Here is a 20236-nt window from a genome sequence, read left to right as displayed (position 1 = left end):
AGATGAACAAAGTCTTATCCATTATATCAAAGATTTTTAAAGGAGACAAAACAATATGGAGTATTGTAATTCTTTTAAGTCTTCTGTCGATACCGATACTTTTATCATCGGGAGGACGTCTTGCATATAATCAATATGATGGGGCTTATCTAAAGCCAGGACTGAAACATGTCTTGTATATAATATTGGGATTTGGATTGATGACCTTCTTTACCTATATGCCGATTGCTATCTTTCGACGGCTATCCAATATTGGAATCATCGTTCTATTTACGTTTCTGATGTGGGGTTTCTTCCTCTCAATGGGAAGCGATCAAACAGGTAGGAGTTTGTCGTTAGGAGGATCTAGTTTTCAGATCACAGAGGTCGCCAAGCTTGGGCTCATATATGCCACAGCCTATTACATCAGTATAGGGCAAAAGAGTACCAAGGCCAAAGACCGATCATTTTGGACGATCATTATCACCTCCTCTATGATCATATTGCCTGTGTTTCTGTCCGATTTCTCCACGGCATTTTTGATGGCCATTACGATTTTAATCATGATGTTAATTGGAAATATGCCTATCAAGAAGATCGGGTTAACCATTCTTTTTGCAGCAATGGCATTCTTGATTTTGATTCTTGCATCCTATGTGTCGCCAGTCAAACTGGGACGTATCTCCACAATAAAATCTAGGGTAGAGAGTTATTTTGGAGATAATGAGATCAAACAGGACCATCGCATGCGTCAGGTGGATTATGCTAAAGTGGCGATTGTAAGAGGGGGAATAAAGGGGACTGCCGACAAAAGTTTGGTATCTAACTTTCTTAGTGCCTCACACAATGACTTTGTTTTTGCCATGGCAATAGAGCTTGGAGGAGCTGCACTAGGAATCTTCTTATGGCTTCTGTATATTGTCTTCTATGTCCGGTGTTATCGGATCATGCTCAAAAGTCCTAATACCTTTAGTGCCATACTTGTTTGCGGAATATCTACTTTGTATGTTTTACAGGCTTTTGTAAACATGGCAGTATCGTTAAATGTTATCCCTGTGACGGGTCAGCCCCTACCTTTTGTATCTTTAGGTGGTAGTTCTGTTTTAGTCACCTCGGTTGGAGTAGGAATGATTCAAAATATAGCCTATCGATCGAAGTTAGAGAAGCGTGTTACAGAGGAAGAGCAAGATGAAAATTCATTGATACACAAAGTGCGTCAGATTGAGGATAAATATGCATACTTACAAGAGGACGATGTAGATTTTGACTCATAAAAAACATGCTAATTTTGAATTTACGATGAAGAAAAATATAAAAGTACTAATCAGTGGTGGCGGAACAGGAGGACATATCTTTCCTGCAATCTCCATTGCGAATGAGATAAAAGATTCTTTCCCTAATGCAGAGATCTCTTTTGTGGGAGCTCTAGGAAAGATGGAGATGGAGAAAGTCCCTCAAGCGGGATATACAATCGAAGGGATACCAGTGGTTGGATTTCATCGTAAAGAGTTATGGCGTAATTTCCTTTTTCTTCCCAAACTAGTTGTATCTCTATACAAAGCGTGGAAAATTATCAAGTCTAAAAAACCAGACTTGGTCGTAGGAACGGGTGGTTTTGCTAGTGGTCCGATACTGTACCTATCTTCTAGAATGGGATGTCAAACCATTATTCAAGAACAAAACTCTTTTGCTGGAGTGACCAACAAAATATTGGGTAAAAGAGCCAACGCGATCTGTGTGGCATACCCCAATATGGAACGCTTCTTTCCCAAAGAGAAGATTGTTTTCACGGGCAACCCCATACGACAGATTCTTCTTGACTCAAATCATCAAGCACAAGAGTCATGGTATATCAATCCTCAGAAGCCAACCCTCCTTATTATCGGGGGTAGTTTGGGAGCAAGACAGGTGAATCATGCAATGGACCTAGAGTCGAACAAACTAATAGAACAAGGGGTAAATGTGATATGGCAATGCGGTAAATTCTACTATGAACAACTGAAGAATAAGTATGAAGGGAAGACCCCTAAAAACTTCCATATCGTTCCTTTTATTTCGGATATGAAAGCGGCATACGATATAAGTGATCTTATCATCTCACGTGCAGGAGCAGGAACGATATCAGAACTTTGTGTGATGGAGAAAGCAACCATCTTGGTTCCTTCTCCCAATGTAGCAGAAGACCACCAAACGCATAACGCCAAAGCATTAACGGATCACGGAGCAGCTGTTTTGGTGACCGATAAAGAGGCACCGGAAAAGCTTGTAGACAAAGCGCTTGCTCTTTTGGATAACCAAGATCAAATAGTGGCATTAGAGAAAGAGATTAAAGCATTTGCGAAACCAAATGCGGTTGCAGATATCGTTGCTGTAGCCAATAAATTAATAAGTGATTAATAATGAAAGATTATCAACATATATATTTTATAGGTATAGGTGGTATTGGGATGAGTGCATTGGCTCGTTATTTCAACCATAATGGATACAAAGTGAGTGGTTACGATAGAACCGAAACCCCATTGACAAGAACATTAGAATCAGAAGGCATCGTGATTCACTATGAAGATGAACCGAAAAAAGTCCCTTCGGATGTAAAGAGTACGTTGGTAGTCTATACACCTGCCATCCCGAAAGAGATGAGGGAGTTGATATTCGTGAGGGATCAAGGGTATGAAATAATGAAACGTTCCCAAGTGTTAGGTCTAATATCACGAACGAAACAGTGTATAGGTATTGCTGGGACTCATGGTAAAACCTCTATTACGACACTTGCTGCATTCATCATGCATCAAAGCAAAGTAGGATGTACGGCATTTCTAGGAGGAATATCAAAAGATTATGGAACCAACTATCTTCTGCCCAATGAAGGAAGTAATATCATGGTAGTGGAGGCAGATGAATTTGATCGTTCCTTTATGCAATTGTCTCCAGACACGGCCCTACTCACTTCGATGGATGCCGATCATTTAGATATATATGGAGACGATAGCACCATCAAAAAGACCTTTGAATCTTATCTCGACATGGTACCCTCTACGGGCTTTGTAGTCTATAAAAAAGGGATTCAGATAAAAGAGAAAAAGGCAACCTGTTATAGCTATTCATTGCATGATAACAAGGCTGATTTTTTTGCTTCGGAGATCTCGGTTAAAGAGGGTGGATATCATTTTAATATTCACACTCCTATGGGAGTTATCGAAGGGTGTCGTTTCACCTATCCTGGAGAGGTAAACCTAGAGAACTGTATCGGTGCTGTTGCAGTATCAATTCTTAACGGGGTAACCAAGGAGGAGATCAAAAATATCATCCCTGCATATCAAGGGGTAAAACGTCGTTTTGATGTACAGTATGACAATAATGAGGTGAAATATATTGATGACTATGCACACCATCCTACTGAAATAAAGGCAACACTAAATAGCATCAAGACACTCTATCCCGAGAAAAAAATTACTGGTATTTTTCAACCACACTTGTTCTCAAGAACGAACGATTTTTATGAAGGTTTTGGAGAGAGTCTCTCGATGTTGGACTCGCTTATCTTATTGGATATCTATCCTGCAAGAGAGAAGCCAATGGATGGAGTTACTTCAAAATTAATCTATGATCACTGTAATGCAAAGAAAAAGTGTATAATTACGAAAAAAGATGTTCTAAAAGCCTTAGATTCTGAACATTTTGATATCTTAGTGACACTCGGTGCAGGTGACATCGATACTTTGGTTCAACCTATCAGAGACTATTTAGAGAGAGATGCATAAGAAGCTTAAAACATTAACCTTTATTGTCATTGTTATAATCGTACTGATTACCTCCAGTCACCATATTGGGTCGTGGATGGGATCTGCTATTGTAGACAACTATAAAATAGAGATTCTTGATGCAAGTCAACATGGTTTTTTGGATCGTAGCTCGGTGATTAAGTTCATTGAACTGACCAATGGAGAGATCTTAGGAAAGAAAAAAGATAGCATTGATCTGAATACAATTGAACATAAGCTGAAAAATAGCAATTATATTAAAGATTGTGAAGTATTTTATACCATTGAGTACAACAATTTGTATGCAAGTACTGTTTTAAATGTAGTTGTTGATCAGAAAGATCCAATTGTTCGTGTTGTGTCTAAAAAAAGGGACTACTATTTAGATGCAAATAAGGATGTAATTCCCTGGTCTCCAAAGTATACGGAGAAGACCCCCATTATCACAGGACAAACGGATCTCAATTTTATAAAAAATGATCTCTTTGATCTTTGCCTATTTATTCAAAATGACCGATTTTTGAAGGCTCTAATAGATCAAATAGATGTTCTTAAAGGGGGCGAATTGGTTTTAATACCCAAAATAGGAGATTTTAAAATCCTTTTTGGAAAACCAGAAGCATACAAACGTAAATTCAAATATTTGAAGGCGTTTTATAGACAGATATTGTCTAATGATAATTGGGGGAAATACCAAAAGATAAATTTGAAGTACGAGGGGCAGGTTGTCTGCTCTTAAAAATATTAATCGCTATGGACACAAATCAACATCTAGAAGCAATTGTAGACATAGGAACATCGAAAGTCGTTGTTCTAGTCGGTTGCTTTGCGCCTAACCGTCAAGTTGAAATTGTGGGTTATGGCGAAAGCGAATCACAAGGGATACATAGAGGTGTCATTTTGAACACCAAAGAAGCAGCAGAATCTATAAAGATGGCTGTCTCTATGGCACAAAAGGATCTACAAGAACCTATCAAACGAGTAACAGTAGGGATCAATGGACACAAATTACGTAATGAAATTGTACAGATAGATAGAACATTTGATCCAGGTACAGAGATATGTACTGAGACGCTTCAATCGATCATGAAAGAGGCAAAAAGTAGCGCATGTAAAAGTGGGGAAACATCTTATCACATCTCTCCTATCAGCTTTATCATCAATTCAGAGACATTGATCAATAATCCTTTGAATTATACCGCACGCGAATTGAGCTCAAGATATCATGTAATCACGGGTCCGATGGATTATCAGAACATGTTAATAAAGTGTTTTGAATCGCTTCACCTACATGTGAATAAAATTATAGTACACCCATCCATCTTAGGAAGATATGCACTCTCTAAAGAGGAGAAAGAGATGGGTAGTGCTGTCGTTGATTTTGGATGTGGTTTGACTACGATTGCATTGTACTATCGTAGTAGACTGTATCATACAGCATCGATTCCTTTTGGTGGTGAGGTGATCACATCCGACATTATGGAGGCTTTTCAAACCATAGAAGATTATGCAGAGAAGCTTAAAACAACGCATGGTACCGTGACTAGTTTGTTACCCAACAAGAGCATTCGAATCACGCTTCCTGGAACGGGTGAAATAAAAGCAAAAGATATTTCTCTTTTGGCTTTATCAGAAGTGATAGAGGCAAGGTTAGAGGAGATTAATGAAGCAATCGTATTTCAAATGGAGAAATACGATCTGATAGAGAAGATGGGAGCTGGTGTCGTCATATCAGGTGGTGGAGCCAATTTTAAAGGGATACAAAATCTACTATCTTATGATGTGGGTAGAGAGGTACGTATATATAATCCCCAAGATATTACTGGGGTGATGACAACCAAGTTAATGACTTGTCAATATGCAACCTCAACCAACTTGTTACACTTCGTCCTCGACAAAGCAATCAAAGAGAATAGACCTAAAAAGAATATATCTGATAGAAGTAAGAGCACAAAAAGAGAGAAGGAAAAGGAGATGGAAGAGAACCAAAAACGACCATCTTTCTTTAACAAGTGTGCCAATAAGTTATTACATTTATTAGAAGATGACAACAGTGACATAAACTAATAATTTAGAATTGTATGCAGGAGCGTTTGATGAACTTTGGTTTTAAAGAAAATGAAGACTCCATCATAAAAGTAGTAGGTGTCGGCGGTGCAGGATGTAACGCGGTCAACCACATGCATAAAGAGGGGATAAATGGTGTCAACTTTGTAGTTTGTAATACCGATATTCAAGCGCTTCAGATAAGCCCTATTAACCTAAAGATACCTCTTGGGATTACCCTCACCGAAGGTCGTGGGGCTGGGAATAACCCGTTGCAGGGAGAACAGGCTGCAATTGAAAATATAGAAGATATTCGTCTTGTGTTTGAGAACTCAACCAAGATGATATTTTTGGCTGCAGGAATGGGGGGTGGAACTGGTACAGGTGCAACTCCCGTTATTGCAAGATTGGCCCAAGAGATGGGAATATTGACTGTTGCAGTAGTAACGATTCCGTCGCCTCATGAAGGACAAAAAAGATACTCTCAAGCACTACAAGGAGTGGAGCAGTTAAAGCCATTGGTAGACAGCCTTTTGGTTGTAAGTAATGAAAAACTAATGCGTCTTTATGGAAACTTGCCTGCACGAATTGCCTTTGGCAAAGCCGATGAAATTATTAGCAATGCTGTAAAAGGATGTGCAGAAATCATCACCCTTCCTGGTGCGGTAAACATTGATTTTGCCGATGTAGAATCGACCATGAAACAGTCTGGTCTATTTTTAATGGGGAGTGGTCTGGGAAGTGGAGAGGATAGAGCTAGTATGGCAGTATATTCAGCACTTAAATCCCCTTTATTAGATAGCAATGATATCATGGGGGCTAAAAATATCTTATTGAATATCATTAGTAGTTCGAATCATGAGGCACGACTAAATGAGATTGGACAGATAATTGACACTGTTCAAGACGAAGCTGGAGACTCGGCAGAGATCATCTGGGGAACGGGAGTAAATGAGAGCTTAGGTGACCAACTGTTTGTCACGGTATTAGCCACTGGTTTTTATAAGAATCCAAATCAAGAGCTTTCAGGTTACGTCCAGCAAATAAACATACATAATTACAATAACTCTTCTAAACAAACAGAAAATCAAGTACATTTGTCAGAAAGCCCCTTCCAAAAAAGTTTTTCGAAACAGGAAGAAGAAGTAGAACACGTAATGCTTCATACAGAAAATGAAGAAGAACCAGTAGATACTTCTAGTATGAATGGCTTCAATGAAGCACCACAAGATACAATATCTCAGGAGCCCCATAAGAAAAAAGAAAAAAAGGAAACGGAAGCTCCAAAAGAAAAAGTAATCGGTTGGTTCAAGCAAAAGTTTGGACTAAATAATTTATTTGAAGAATAATATCTAAGGACACAAAGGACACGTTCCATCAAGAATATATCACATGGATTTTGACTTTCAAGAGCAGAAAAAAGAGGCAATAATAAAAGTTATCGGAGTTGGCGGTGGTGGTAGCAACGCAGTGAAACATATGTATAGCGAAGGAATCAAGGATGTAGAGTTCGTTATATGCAACACAGATGCGCAAGCTCTTAATGATAGTAATATCCCTCGTAAAATTCGATTAGGTGAGACCCTTACAGAAGGTCGTGGAGCTGGTAATAAACCTGATATTGGAGAGGAAGCTGCTCGCGAAAGCCTTGAGGAGATACAAAATATGTTGGGGGAAAATACCAACATGATCTTTATTACCGCTGGTATGGGCGGGGGAACTGGTACAGGTGCAGCTCCTGTGGTAGCAGAAATTGCACAAGAGCTAGGTATACTTACCGTTGGTATCGTTACTATTCCTTTCCGCAATGAAGGGAAACGTCGTATTAATCAAGCTGTTGATGGGATACGTAAATTAGAAGGTAAGGTAGACTCACTGCTCGTTATTAACAATGAAAAGATTATCGACCTCTATGGGGACTTTCCTCTCTCTCAAGCATTTGCAAAAGCAGATAGTGTTCTTGCAACGGCAGCAAAAGGGATTGCAGAGATTATCACCTGCCATGGATATATCAATGTCGACTTTGCCGATGTGGATACGGTCATGAGAAATTCAGGTGTTTCGATCATGGGATCTGGTACATCAGAGGGAGAAAACAGATCTATTCAGGCTATTGAGGAGGCATTAAACTCGCCATTGCTTAATAATAACAACATCAATGGGGCACAAAATATTTTGGTTAATATCACTTCTGGTGATAAAGAGGCATTGATGAGTGAGATTGGTGAAATCACCAATTACGTTCAAGAGATGGCTGGAAATAATGCAGACCTTATTTGGGGTAATGGCAAAGATGAAAGTTTAGGAGATAAACTATCTGTTACTGTGATTGCCACAGGTTTTAGTCAAAGTTCTATTCCTGAATTAAGAGAGAGAAAACCGAAGGAGCAACCTGTTCGCGTAAACTTGAATACTCAAGGATATGAGGAGCCGAATATATTTAACCAGGTGCCACCTCAAGGACAACAGGGGTTTGAACAACAGAATATGAGGCCTTCTCAGAATAGTAATATTCCAAATTATAGAGGGAACAACAATGCCCAACACGATTCAAATCAATCGATCTATAAGAAGGCTAGTAATGAAGATGCCATAAACCAGTTGTATGATCACACACCTCAACAACATGCTCCACAGGGATATCAACAACCAATGGGAGGAAACAATGGATTTCAAGAGACAAACCATGACATGAGACGTAGCTTCAGTCAAGCTCATGACGAAGAGGTAGATCAGATGACTCGTATCCCTGCTTATAAAAGAAAAGAGATGCAAAGACAACAGCAAAAAGATCAGTCATTCTTTAGATCGAGTAATGATAACTCTTCCTTTCATGGAGATCAAAATGGTGGAGAACCTAAAATAGGAAATAACAACTCTTTTCTACATGATAATGTAGATTAGAGATCAAATACTAATACATTATGTCTACAATTTCTGATGCAATAACATCACAAATGAAAGAGGCTATGAAAGCGAAAGATAAAGTTCGTTTGGAAGCCTTAAGAGCAATAAAAAAAGTAATCATCGAAGCGAAGACTGCAAAATCTGCAAGTGATGAGCTAAGTGATGGAGACCTTCAAAAACTTATTGCAAAACTTGCAAAGCAGAGTAGAGAGTCGGCAAAGATATACAAAGAGCAAAATAGAGAAGATCTAGCGGAGGTGGAAGAAGCTCAAGCAGAAGTAATGGAATCGTTCTTGCCAGAACCTCTTTCGACAGAAAAAATCGAGGAGTGCATAAAAGATATCATTGCGAAAGTAGGTGCTACTTCGATGGCTGATATGGGCAAAGTAATGGGAATGGCTAGCAAACAGATGGCAGGTCAAGCAGACGGAAAGGTTATTTCGGACATAGTTAAAAAATTATTATCCTAATTAATCTCTGATCTAACTACTATTGAGAGCGTTAAAGAAAAGCCTTTTTTTTTAACCTTTTTCAAGGGAAAAAATAAAACTATTTCTCATCTACAAAGTTTAACTTTGTAGATGAGAAACTGAAAATCCCCTTGGAATATGAGCACAAAACAGATCACAAAAATAGCAGTAATTGCAATTACATCAGCACTGATTACCTCTTTTATCTTTCTAACAACTTTTGCAAACAAGAGATCTCAACCCGAGAGTATTCCAACCACCAATATTGTTACAGATATTCATCCGGTGCCCGTTGTGAAATCAATGCCAATTCCTTCAGTGGTGTTATTTGCAAATGATACACTACCTTTAGATCGGAATTATGTGGTGGAGAGCTTGGATCGAGAATTGTTGGTCAATAGCTACTGGCAATCATCGACACTTATACTATTAAAAAAATCCAAAAGATATTTTTCTATTATCGAACCGATATTAAAAAAGAACCATATCCCCGATGATTTCAAATATTTGGCAGTAGCAGAAAGTGGACTTAGCGAGGTGGCTGTTTCACCATCTGGAGCAAAAGGATTATGGCAAATTATGAGTGGCACTGCAAAAGATTATGGATTGACAGTGAACACCTCTGTGGATGAAAGATACCATATAGAAAAATCAACGGAGGCTGCATGTAAATATCTTCAACATGCATATGATAAATTTAAGAATTGGTCGCTAGTTGCAGCCAGTTATAATGCTGGGAAAAGAGGGATCACTAAACAGATGGACCTACAAGGAGCCAAAACGTATTATGACATGCTTCTTAATCCAGAGACTGCAAGATATGTCTACCGTATTATTGCCTTCAAACTTATTTTTGAGAATCCATCCAAATATAATTTCATCTTAAATAGAGAGGACTACTACCCTCCTTTTCAAACATATCAAGTAACACTGAACCATAGCATTAAGAATTTTAGTACCTTTGCAAAAGATCGTGGGATATCTTATAAGGAGCTAAAATATTATAATCCATGGTTAAGGAAGCCTTACCTTAAAAATTCAAAGCATAGATCGTATACGATCCTTTTGCCCAAAAAGGCGAAACAGAAGTCTCTGTAATTCATAAACCGAATTGTACAAAATGAAAAGATATACCCATTCAGAAGAGGACAGTTTTATCACTGTGACTGGGGCCAAGGAACATAATCTTAAAAATATTGATATTCAAATACCACGAGACCAATTGACTGTGATCACAGGTTTAAGTGGTAGTGGTAAGTCGTCACTGGCATTTGATACTATCTATGCAGAGGGACAACGAAGATATATTGAAACATTCTCGTCGTATGCTCGCTCTTTTCTAGGAAACATGGAGCGTCCTGATGTAGATGAAATATCGGGATTATCACCAGTCATCTCTATAGAACAGAAGACAACGAATAAAAATCCTAGATCTACTGTAGGAACAGTTACAGAGATATACGATTTCTTAAGACTACTCTTTGCAAGAGCTTCTTCAGCTTACTCCTACAATACGGGAGAAGAGATGGTTAAATTTACCCCTCAACAGATATTAGATCTTGTTCTTAAAGATTATTCAGAGAAGCCATGTCTTATCTTATCCCCTGTTGTTAAAAACAGAAAAGGGCATTATCGTGAGCTTTTTGAACAGATTCTTCGAAAAGGATTTCTTCATGCTAGAGTAGATGGAGAAGTTATCTCTATTGAACATGGGATGAAATTGGATCGTTATAAAAATCATACGATAGAGATCGTGATTGACAGACTGATCGTGAGTGAAAAAGATCTAGATCGTCTTAAATCATCGATTGAGATAGCAATGAGACATGGAGAGGGCATTATGATGATCTCCAACAAAGATGGATCAGAATATCGTTATTTCTCTCGCAATCTTATGTGTCCGACCTCTGGTATCGCTTATGCGGAACCAGCACCACATAACTTCTCATTCAACTCACCACAGGGAGCTTGTTCTCACTGTAATGGTATGGGAGAAGTGACTAGAATTGATATTGATCTTATCATTCCTGACAAAGAAGTTAGCATTCAAAAAGGAGGTATCTTGCCTTTAGGTCCCCCTACTAAAAGTGTTATGTTTCGTCAGATTGAAGGATTGCTTAAGAAGTATCAGTGCAATCTCAAAACACCTCTAAAAGAGGTTCCTGAAGAGTGTATTCATAAGATCCTGAATGGTACAAGTGAAAAGATTCCAATTGGAAATGAGAGTGATTCTAGTTTCTATAATATTGGCAACTTTGAAGGCATCGTGAAGTATATCACCATGCAGAGTGAGGATAGTAAGTCGAAGAAAGCCCAAAAATGGGCAAATCAATTTCAACGACGAATAACTTGCCCCATGTGTGAAGGCCAGCGTTTAAAAAAAGAGTCTAGATACTTCAAGGTGGGAGGCAAAAACATTGCCGAACTCTCGGGCATGAATATCTCCACATTATATCACTTTCTTAATGAAGTAGAAGACAAACTCAATAAGAATCAAAAAGTGATTGCAAAAGAGATTCTCAAAGAGTTACGCACGAGAATACATTTCCTTCTTGATGTAGGGTTGGACTATCTGTCTTTGAATAGATCTTCACGTACACTCTCTGGAGGAGAGTCACAACGCATACGATTGGCTACCCAGATAGGGTCGCAACTTGTAAATGTGTTGTATATTCTGGATGAGCCAAGTATTGGATTACATCAACGAGATAACCAAAAACTGATTCAATCGCTTAACAATCTTAGAGATATCGGAAATACGATAATCGTCGTAGAACATGATAAAGATATGATGTTAGAGGCTGATTTTGTTGTAGACATGGGGCCTCGAGCTGGACGATATGGTGGAGAAGTAATTGCATCTGGAACTCCTGAAGAGGTGATGAAGATGGATACTATCACGTCTAAATATTTGTCTGGAAAGGTTGAAATAGCCATACCAAAACAGCGTCGAAAAGGAAATGGAGAACATCTTATTTTAAAAGGGGCAACAGGGAATAACCTGAAAGAGGTAACCGTAAGTTTCCCATTGGGAAGGCTTATCTGTATAACAGGAGTTTCTGGTAGTGGTAAGTCATCTCTTATTAATGGAACATTACAACCCATCCTAAGTCAATATTTCTATAAGAGTGTAAAAGATCCTCTACCCTATCACTCTATCGAAGGGTTGGATCATATTGATAAAGTCGTACAAATTAATCAATCTCCTTTGGGTCGTACACCTCGTTCGAACCCTGCAACTTATACTGGACTTTTCTCAGATATCAGATCTCTCTTTGCACAACTTCCAGAATCGAAAGTCCGAGGATATAAACCAGGAAGGTTCTCTTTTAATGTAAAAGGAGGAAGATGTGAAAAGTGTAAAGGGGCTGGAATGAGAGTGATTGAGATGAACTTTCTTCCAGATGTCTTGGTAAACTGTGATGAATGTAACGGACAACGCTACAATAGAGAAACGAGAGAGATACGTTATAAAGGAAAATCGATTTCAGATGTCCTTAATATGACCATCAACCAAGCGGTTGAATACTTTGATGCTGTTCCTTCGATGAAAAAAAAGCTTCAGACACTGAAGGAGGTTGGACTTGGTTATGTTACTTTAGGACAGTCGTCGACCACTTTATCTGGAGGAGAGTCACAAAGAGTAAAGCTTGCCTCTGAATTAAGCAAAAAAGATACAGGTAAAACATTGTATATCTTAGATGAACCAACTACAGGACTACATTTTGAAGATATCCGAATACTTCTTGAGGTGATAAATAGTTTGGTTGATAAAGGAAACACTGTCATTATTATTGAGCATAATATGGATGTGATAAAAACAGCAGATCATATTATCGATATAGGAAAAGAAGGTGGTATCGGAGGTGGAGAAATTCTCTGTGTTGGTACTCCTGAAGAGGTTGCCAAAAATAAGGAGTCTTATACGGCAAAATATCTTAAACAAGAGTTATAATAAATGAGCTACTATCATCTTTTTGATAGTAGCTTATTTTCGAGTTCTTTATTTAATACTATTAGGAATGAATATCTTGAATTTAGAACCGATACCGAGAATGCTTTCCACTTCTATATGTCCTTTCAACATCTTGATAAAATATTGTGAAATGGTTAATCCTAACCCACAGCCTGTATAAGAAACTTGAGAAGCTCCTTTACAAGAGTAAAATCGATTGAAGATATTAGGTATTTTTTCTTTATCAATACCACAGCCTGTATCTTCTATTGTTATCTCTGCACCCAATATATCATTCTTTAGACCAATAGAAATGGTTCCTTCATCTGTAAAGGACCAAGCATTATGAAGAATATTATTTATAGCACGTTTTAGAAGATGACCATCTGTTAAAACAAAGACAGGATCCTTTTCAAATTGTAGATCAAAATTGATATCTAAATAGATAAATTCTTTGTATTCAAATGACTTGTAAATAGACTGAACAAGTCTTGTTAGATCCACTACTTCAATTTTTGTGGTGATATTATTCACCTCTATCGCAGAAATATCTAATATATTGTCCATCATGTTTAACAAACTATCACCATCTTGGTGTACTCTTTGTTTAAAAGATACACGCTCCTCAGGACTATAATATTCATTGTTTGCGAGTTCCATAAACCCAAGAAGACTATTCAAAGGTGCACGTAATTCATTATTCATATTTGAGACAAACTGATTGGTTAAATATCCGACCTCCTTCAAATTACTATTCTCTAATTCTAAATCTTTTATTGTATGGTGGTAGGTTGTTATATCACAACCTATTAATATAATAGAAGCAACTTGTCCCAATCGGTTCAATTGAGGGATCGCTGAAATATCAATCACTGAGTTCTTTCCTTTAATATTAAAACAGATACTTCTCTTACGAATTTTTTTCGTCTTAAAGCATGCCGCAATCATCGAACCATCAAGCCCCGTAATGTTAAGAATGGTATCATGAATAGATTGGCCAATCACTTCATGCTTCTCTAATGATAAAAAGTCAAGTAACGTTTCATTTGCATAGAATATATTGTATGCAGAATCAATTTTTAAAATAAAGTAGTTTACTGTATTAAGAGAGTCACACTCAAAGATATCTCGTGGATATGCAGGGATCTGTTTAACATTCTGTATCTCATAGAAGGAGATCCCCCACATCTCGGACTCCGTAAATGGATATATAAAGAGGTTATATAATTTGTTCGTACCCTTGTTTATCACACAGGTTGAGATATGGGCAGACACATCCTTTTTGTACGTAATAAAATCTTGAGATAAATCTATTTCAGGAAAGAGCTTATCAATAGCCCATCCCTCTAACTCCTCTTTTGTAATCCCTATAATTCGTGCCGCTTTTTCATCTGCACAGTCTACATATATTTTATTTGTCTTCGATCGATCTCCATCTCTCTTTGAAGTCCATAAAAGACCGTTATTGGGCAGGTCTACAAAATCATAAAGATTTGAGTTGGCTAGTCGACATGTGTTTCTACTTCGTATTTTAGAAGTCACATCATATACTTTTCCCTCTAGTATATAAAAACCATCGTCAGATACAAATTTGGCATTTATCTCTTGTTTTGTATAAAGAGATTTTCCATCACCTAAATCCCACTTTAATAGAACAGGAAACGTTTCTGATAGAGGATGATTGATAAACAGTTTGAATATTTTTTGGAAAGAACTATCCAAATAGGAAAGTAACTTAGAGGCTTCAAAACAGCATGTTAAAATATTATCTAGAAACTTTACCTCCTCATTATACTGAATCTCAAAGTATTGATTTGTACAATAATATTTGAAGTCAGCCCCATCTATTTCATCACAAATACTCTTCTCTACTAGAGAGTGTTTGGCATAATCCATAGGGGTTTGAATAAGATCAAAAGAGATAAAAAAGAAGATGCTATTTTCAACCTTTAAAGCCTTTATTGCAACACTATAAAGCTTCTCTTTAATAATAAAGTGCTCTGTATAAACATCAGAATGGCACAAAGCTTTAGGAATAAGATCTGCGATAAATAACAAATCCGGATCCACCAATAATTCCCCTTGAATATCTAATTGGAATGCTTCGTTGAAACGCTTGTTAAAGCGAAGGACTTCTAATGTATCGGTAATAATAATTGCTGGCTTCTCATAAGACTCAAAAAGAATATCAACAATTCCATTACCGAATTTGCTATTCTTATCTCTTGCCACATCCTCATTGTTGCTATTTTGAATATTTAATATCATACCTTATTGCATTCAAACAAATTACTGCACAATAGTATTAAATGGTTCCCCTTTAAAAGAGGATGATTGAGAAACTATTTTTGCGGATTCATTATAATAATCATGTTGGAAAAATAGCACCCATTTTTTTTGGTAAGCCATCGAAATAAAATCTATCTTCTCATTCATTGCATCAATAGGAAATAGGTCATAAGAAGCAATCCATAATTGTGGGATATGTGACATGGTTGGGATGAAATCAGCAGCAAAGACAACGCTCTGTTCTTCATGATGTATAACAGGAATAATTTGTCCAGGAGTATGACCATCCATATAGAATAACTCTAAAAACTCCCATGGCTGAGCACCATTAGAAAGAAGATTCAACCTCCCACTTTGTTCCATTAAATCGAGATCCTCAAAGTGGTATGCAGCAGACTCTCTTGGATTATTGGCATGAGCATTTATCCATTGTTTATCTGATACGTGATACGTTGCATTAGAAAAAAGTTCTCGATGCGTACCATCTCCAAAGTCAAAAGCCCCACAACAATGATCCCAATGCAAATGAGTCAATAGTATATCGGTAATTTCATCAGGAGACACGCCAATACTTTTGAGTGAATTTAATAGATGGGACGATGCATTCACTCCATTATTGCGAATATAACGATCAGAAAAGTTCATTCCACTCCCAACGTCAATGAGAATTTTCTTCTCCTCTACTTCTACCAAAAGGTTTCTCATGGTAAGATTACACCTATTCATTTCATCACAGGGGTAGTATTTTGTCCACAATGCTTTGGGAATAACTCCAAACAAAGCACCTCCATCACACTTAAAATTACCACATTCAATCTTCCGAATTCTCATATATACTATTTAATTACTTTGTTGTAAATATTTCGATAGTTCAAGATAGTAATTCATTTCCATCAAAGCATAGGTAAATTAATATATGTACTATAAATTTTTACTTGAAATTTATAATAAACATTAAATCACTTTAGTCTTTGACGTAAAAAGATTAAATAACCCCATATAAACAACAAAGATTAGAAAGGCCCCCTATGTATTTAAGGGGGTATTTTATATTTGGTGGGTAAATTTAAAAATTATGTTAGTTATAATATCATAATTATATACATAATATATAATAAACAGACGCAATAGTGATCATTTGATACTATTTATCAAAAGAAATAGTATACCAACAAACACGGATATATTATAACATTTAAAAGACATTCACGGGAAGCACTTCACAATTAGCAATCAGTGCAGATTCTTTTATCAACATTATGAAGGCGTTTTTTGAATTGTTCTCTCTTCTTCAAGATAAGAGAAAGTTCGTAAGACTTTACCACAGCTTCAATATCATATTTTTCTAGAAGAATATAGTAGTATCGATTACCGAGGAATACCGCTTTTAAACTACGGCCTGGGTGAGAAGCAATGAACTTAATTAATTCATCTGAAGCACCATTCTTATAGGAGACCTTTTCCCACTTGCTATCCATAAAATCACTATGATGATTTTCTATCCGATCTAGATCTACCTTAGGAGTCTTACAAGACAACTCTTTGTCGTAAACACGTACAGCAGTATGATTTAATGATTTATCTCCAATATAGTTACTGGTGATATATATATTCCCTATTTCATTCAGGTTTACTTCTAAGAAAGATCGATCCCAGCTACGTTTAAAGGTTTGTCTTTTATATACATACCATTTCTTCTTATCGAAAGGACGCTCCTCTACAACAAAATCTTTCATTTTTTGGCGTATTATCATATCACAGCTATCTAAACTATGATTCAATTGATTACAAATATCAGTGTAGATATTCCCTTTCAATTCTTTCAATTTACCAACCATTTTCTCAGCATCAGAATACTTCTTCAAAGCAATATTGATAGTTTCTATCGCAGAGGTCGTATCTTGTTTGGAGAGGAAAATATTAGCACTTTTATAGGATTCGGCAGCAAGTTCAGATTGGCTGGGTCCACAGGCGGACATACACATGACAAGTAAAAGAATTGATATGTATATAATATTTTTCATAGCGACATTTTTTCTATCAGACAAAGCTATATTAAACACAGAATTAATCACACCAACGGATGTTAATTGACTACAAAATAAATAAAAAGAAAGTGGAAACAAATATTATTTAAATAAGTTATATTTATCGGAAATAAAATTCATGTGATGGTTACAATAACGCAACTAGAGTATATAATAGCAGTAGATAACTATAGACACTTCGCATCCGCAGCAGAAAAATGTTTTGTTACCCAACCGACACTAAGTATGCAAATAAAAAAATTAGAAGAGTATCTGGGAGTTACAATATTTGACAGAACCAAACAACCCATTATGCCGACAGATCTTGGGGCAAAAATTATTGATCAGGCTAGAAATATAATCGCAGAAACACATAAGATCGATGAGATCATTAAAACTGATAAAAATGATATTTCAGGAGATCTTAAAATTGGAATTATCCCAACGCTTTCTCCTTACTTACTACCTCTATTTATAGGAAGCTTCACCAAAGAGTATCCAGAAGTAAACATTACCATAGAAGAGTTGTATACTTATGAAATAGAGAAAAAGCTTAAAAAAGATGAACTAGATATCGGAATATTAGTTACCCCTTTGAAAGATGATGAAATAGAAGAGAGGGCTCTTTTTTATGAAGAGATGATGATCTACTCAAATAAAGAAAATAGTTTCAAACAAGATGACGAAATTCATCTAAACGATTTAAATACTCCAGACTTGTGGTTACTCAATGATGGACACTGTTTTAGAAACCAAGTAATAAACCTTTGCAAGCTACAACAAGGAAGACAAGACAACCATAAATTTAAGTTTGATGGTGGCTCTCTTGAAACAATAATTAAAATCGTAGATCGTGAAGGAGGATTTACACTCATCCCTGAACTCGCAGGATTGGATCTCATTAAGAGTCATTCTGATCAGGTTTTATGTTTTTCTGACTATACACCATTAAGAGAGGTGGCTGTTGTATACACGAGACATTACACCAAAAGAAAAATTATTGATCTAATTGCAAAAAAAATCACAGACTCTATTCCTAAGAGAATGAGGAATAAAGACCGAGGAACCATCGTAGAATGGCGATAATTTTCTATTTTTGTTTTGCAGAAATAAAAAAATGTATTTCCTTTGCACCGCAATCAACAAAAAAAACATTTGTGATTGTAACAGCAAAGAGAGATGAAAAAAATATTTTTTTTCTTGGAGTTTTAAAAAAACGACATATCTTTGCACCGCTCTTAAAAACTAAGAGCTTGACCATTTCTTTCTTTAACGAAGAAAATGGCCCGTTCGTCTAGGGGTTAGGACGCCAGGTTTTCATCCTGGTAACAGGGGTTCGAATCCCCTACGGGCTACAATTTAACACTATCAATAAAGTAGTGTCGTTAAATAATGGGAATGGCCCGTTCGTCTAGGGGTTAGGACGCCAGGTTTTCATCCTGGTAACAGGGGTTCGAATCCCCTACGGGCTACTTAAATATTGAAGAAGATAATATAAAGAAAAATGGCAAATCATAAATCAGCTTTAAAAAGAGTACGTCAGTCTGAGAAAAAAAGACTGCACAATAAGTACTATGCAAAAACAATGCGTAATGCAGTAAAAACTTTACGTAACACAACTGATAAAAAAGAAGCAACTGAAAGTCTTCCTAAAGTAGTAGCTTTGATCGACAAGCTTGCTAAGATAAATGTTATTCACAATAACAAAGCGGCAAACTTGAAATCTAAGTTATCTCTTCACGTAAATAAGCTTTAATCTAAATAATTTATTTGGAGCTTATTTAATTGATTGAATTTTTCTTACTCTATAATAAATAGAGTCCTCTAAAATATATAGGAGGCCCGTTCGTCTAGGGGTTAGGACGCCAGGTTTTCATCCTGGTAACAGGGGTTCGAATCCCCTACGGGCTACTCTATTGAATTGTCATGTCTTAACAGAAGACTGTTAAGGCCCGTTCGTCTAGGGGTTAGGACGCCAGGTTTTCATCCTGGTAACAGGGGTTCGAATCCCCTACGGGCTACTTAAACTTATTTAAAAGTTAAGTGTTAAAGGTGTAATAGAAATATTACACTTTTTTTTATGTCTAATAAATCGAACTATACCTACTCGATAAAAGACCTTGCACTAGAAGATAGGCCTAGAGAGAAATACAAACTAAAAGGGGCAAAAGCCCTATCCGATTCTGAGTTAGTCGCAATCTTATTAAGATCAGGAAATACTTCCGAGACTGCAATAGAACTAGCTCAACGAATCTTAAAGTACTATAACAACAATCTAATAACACTAAGTAAAAGTAGTGTAAAAGAGCTTGAAAGCTTTCGTGGCGTCGGCGAGACAAAAGCAGTTACTCTTAAGGCAGCTTTTGAATTAGGCAAAAGGAGGCATATTAGAAATAGTGATTTAGTTACCATTCATAATAGTGAAGATGTAAACAAGGCAATCCGATTTGAACTGCAAGACCTTAAACACGAAGAGTTTTGGATATTACTTCTAGATCATCAAAATCACATACTAAAGAAGCATCGTTCTAGTAAAGGTGGATTAACAAGTACCACAGTCGACTTAAGACCAATCATAAAAGAAGCGGTTATTAATTCTGCGACACAGATGATTATTGCGCATAATCATCCATCAGGATCCCTCTCTCCCTCACAAGAAGATATTGTAGTAACGAAGAAGATTAATACAGGTCTGGAGCTAATAGACATCAAATTACTAGATCATCTTATAATAACCAATGACAGCTACTACAGTATGGCTGATCATGGTTTAATATAATGAGTTAATAAAAGTACTCTTTT

General features: G+C 36.8%; 16 protein-coding genes and 4 tRNA genes. 17 read left to right on the top strand and 3 right to left on the bottom strand.

The annotated features are described in order from the left end of the window. Positions 1-2: 2 nt before the first annotated feature. The 10 genes from K4L44_12180 (at position 3) to uvrA (ending at position 13118) form a co-directional block, all read left to right on the top strand. Complete coding sequence (locus K4L44_12180; GenBank protein ID QZE13340.1) at positions 3-1253, top strand: FtsW/RodA/SpoVE family cell cycle protein; 1251 nt, start codon at positions 3-5, stop codon at positions 1251-1253. Between the two features lie 25 nt (positions 1254-1278). Next, the gene (gene murG, locus K4L44_12175) at positions 1279-2376 is read left to right on the top strand and encodes an undecaprenyldiphospho-muramoylpentapeptide beta-N-acetylglucosaminyltransferase (GenBank protein ID QZE13339.1); all 1098 of its coding nucleotides are present in this window, start codon (positions 1279-1281) and stop codon (positions 2374-2376) included. Positions 2377-2378: 2 nt separating this feature from the next. Next, entirely contained in the window at positions 2379-3740 is a 1362-nt protein-coding gene (gene murC, locus K4L44_12170; GenBank protein QZE13338.1) for a UDP-N-acetylmuramate--L-alanine ligase, read from the top strand. Further along, positions 3733-4479 carry a hypothetical protein gene (locus K4L44_12165; protein QZE13337.1) on the top strand — a complete coding sequence of 249 codons (747 nt, stop codon included), beginning with the start codon at positions 3733-3735 and terminating at the stop codon, positions 4477-4479. Before murC ends, K4L44_12165 begins: the two co-directional genes overlap by 8 nt. 14 nt (positions 4480-4493) lie before the next feature. Continuing rightward, positions 4494-5807 (top strand): cell division protein FtsA, encoded by a 1314-nt coding sequence (ftsA, locus tag K4L44_12160; GenBank protein QZE13336.1) that lies wholly within the window; start codon positions 4494-4496, stop codon positions 5805-5807. Positions 5808-5821: 14 nt separating this feature from the next. After that, positions 5822-7135 carry a cell division protein FtsZ gene (gene ftsZ / locus K4L44_12155; protein ID QZE13335.1) on the top strand — a complete coding sequence of 438 codons (1314 nt, stop codon included), beginning with the start codon at positions 5822-5824 and terminating at the stop codon, positions 7133-7135. A gap of 43 nt (positions 7136-7178) precedes the next feature. Next, entirely contained in the window at positions 7179-8690 is a 1512-nt protein-coding gene (gene ftsZ, locus K4L44_12150; protein QZE13334.1) for a cell division protein FtsZ, read from the top strand. A gap of 20 nt (positions 8691-8710) precedes the next feature. Next, positions 8711-9163, top strand: a complete 453-nt coding sequence (locus K4L44_12145) for a GatB/YqeY domain-containing protein (protein ID QZE13333.1) — start codon at positions 8711-8713, stop codon at positions 9161-9163. A 138-nt stretch (positions 9164-9301) separates the two neighbouring features. Next, on the top strand, positions 9302-10261 hold the full coding sequence (locus K4L44_12140) for a lytic transglycosylase domain-containing protein (GenBank protein ID QZE13332.1): 960 nt from the start codon (positions 9302-9304) through the stop codon (positions 10259-10261). A gap of 22 nt (positions 10262-10283) precedes the next feature. Next, positions 10284-13118, top strand: a complete 2835-nt coding sequence (uvrA, locus tag K4L44_12135) for an excinuclease ABC subunit UvrA (GenBank protein ID QZE13331.1) — start codon at positions 10284-10286, stop codon at positions 13116-13118. A gap of 48 nt (positions 13119-13166) precedes the next feature. Here the strand turns inward: uvrA and K4L44_12130 are convergent, their stop codons facing one another. The 3 genes from K4L44_12130 to K4L44_12120 form a co-directional block, all read right to left on the bottom strand. Next, a complete protein-coding gene (locus tag K4L44_12130) occupies positions 13167-15386 on the bottom strand; it encodes a PAS domain-containing sensor histidine kinase (protein QZE13330.1) in 2220 nt (739 codons plus the stop codon). A gap of 21 nt (positions 15387-15407) precedes the next feature. Next, the gene (locus K4L44_12125) at positions 15408-16238 is read right to left on the bottom strand and encodes an MBL fold metallo-hydrolase (protein QZE13329.1); all 831 of its coding nucleotides are present in this window, start codon (positions 16236-16238) and stop codon (positions 15408-15410) included. A gap of 395 nt (positions 16239-16633) precedes the next feature. Next, positions 16634-17431 (bottom strand): hypothetical protein, encoded by a 798-nt coding sequence (locus K4L44_12120; GenBank protein QZE13328.1) that lies wholly within the window; start codon positions 17429-17431, stop codon positions 16634-16636. Between the two features lie 147 nt (positions 17432-17578). Here K4L44_12120 and K4L44_12115 point away from each other — a divergent pair, with 147 nt between their 5' ends. The 7 genes from K4L44_12115 to radC all read left to right on the top strand — a co-directional run bounded on the left by K4L44_12115 (position 17579) and on the right by radC (position 20213). Continuing rightward, on the top strand, positions 17579-18520 hold the full coding sequence (locus tag K4L44_12115; GenBank protein QZE13327.1) for a hydrogen peroxide-inducible genes activator: 942 nt from the start codon (positions 17579-17581) through the stop codon (positions 18518-18520). 197 nt (positions 18521-18717) lie between these two features. Then, a tRNA-Glu gene (locus tag K4L44_12110) sits at positions 18718-18789 on the top strand. A gap of 45 nt (positions 18790-18834) precedes the next feature. Next, positions 18835-18906, top strand: a tRNA-Glu gene (locus K4L44_12105). Positions 18907-18938: 32 nt separating this feature from the next. Beyond that, a complete protein-coding gene (rpsT, locus tag K4L44_12100) occupies positions 18939-19190 on the top strand; it encodes a 30S ribosomal protein S20 (protein QZE13326.1) in 252 nt (83 codons plus the stop codon). A gap of 83 nt (positions 19191-19273) precedes the next feature. Further along, a tRNA-Glu gene (locus K4L44_12095) sits at positions 19274-19345 on the top strand. Positions 19346-19383: 38 nt separating this feature from the next. Further along, positions 19384-19455 (top strand) — tRNA-Glu (locus tag K4L44_12090). Positions 19456-19514: 59 nt separating this feature from the next. Then, complete coding sequence (radC, locus tag K4L44_12085; GenBank protein QZE13325.1) at positions 19515-20213, top strand: DNA repair protein RadC; 699 nt, start codon at positions 19515-19517, stop codon at positions 20211-20213. Positions 20214-20236 lie beyond the last annotated feature (23 nt).

The sequence above is a fragment of the Prolixibacteraceae bacterium genome (assembly GCA_019720755.1).
Classification (GTDB): Bacteria; Bacteroidota; Bacteroidia; order Bacteroidales; family Prolixibacteraceae; genus Halosquirtibacter; species Halosquirtibacter laminarini.
This window is presented reverse-complemented; position numbering and strand designations above follow the sequence as displayed.

Bases quoted from the DNA above. Each gene is read 5' to 3' on its own strand.
- K4L44_12180 (QZE13340.1), top strand. From the start codon at position 3: ATGAACAAAGTCTTATCCATTATATCAAAGATTTTTAAAGGAGACAAA.
- murG (QZE13339.1), top strand. From the start codon at position 1,279: ATGAAGAAAAATATAAAAGTACTAATCAGTGGTGGCGGAACAGGAGGA.
- murC (QZE13338.1), top strand. From the start codon at position 2,379: ATGAAAGATTATCAACATATATATTTTATAGGTATAGGTGGTATTGGG.
- K4L44_12165 (QZE13337.1), top strand. From the start codon at position 3,733: ATGCATAAGAAGCTTAAAACATTAACCTTTATTGTCATTGTTATAATC.
- ftsA (QZE13336.1), top strand. From the start codon at position 4,494: ATGGACACAAATCAACATCTAGAAGCAATTGTAGACATAGGAACATCG.
- ftsZ (QZE13335.1), top strand. From the start codon at position 5,822: ATGCAGGAGCGTTTGATGAACTTTGGTTTTAAAGAAAATGAAGACTCC.
- ftsZ (QZE13334.1), top strand. From the start codon at position 7,179: ATGGATTTTGACTTTCAAGAGCAGAAAAAAGAGGCAATAATAAAAGTT.
- K4L44_12145 (QZE13333.1), top strand. From the start codon at position 8,711: ATGTCTACAATTTCTGATGCAATAACATCACAAATGAAAGAGGCTATG.
- K4L44_12140 (QZE13332.1), top strand. From the start codon at position 9,302: ATGAGCACAAAACAGATCACAAAAATAGCAGTAATTGCAATTACATCA.
- uvrA (QZE13331.1), top strand. From the start codon at position 10,284: ATGAAAAGATATACCCATTCAGAAGAGGACAGTTTTATCACTGTGACT.
- K4L44_12130 (QZE13330.1), bottom strand. From the start codon at position 15,386: ATGATATTAAATATTCAAAATAGCAACAATGAGGATGTGGCAAGAGAT.
- K4L44_12125 (QZE13329.1), bottom strand. From the start codon at position 16,238: ATGAGAATTCGGAAGATTGAATGTGGTAATTTTAAGTGTGATGGAGGT.
- K4L44_12120 (QZE13328.1), bottom strand. From the start codon at position 17,431: ATGAAAAATATTATATACATATCAATTCTTTTACTTGTCATGTGTATG.
- K4L44_12115 (QZE13327.1), top strand. From the start codon at position 17,579: ATGGTTACAATAACGCAACTAGAGTATATAATAGCAGTAGATAACTAT.
- rpsT (QZE13326.1), top strand. From the start codon at position 18,939: ATGGCAAATCATAAATCAGCTTTAAAAAGAGTACGTCAGTCTGAGAAA.
- radC (QZE13325.1), top strand. From the start codon at position 19,515: ATGTCTAATAAATCGAACTATACCTACTCGATAAAAGACCTTGCACTA.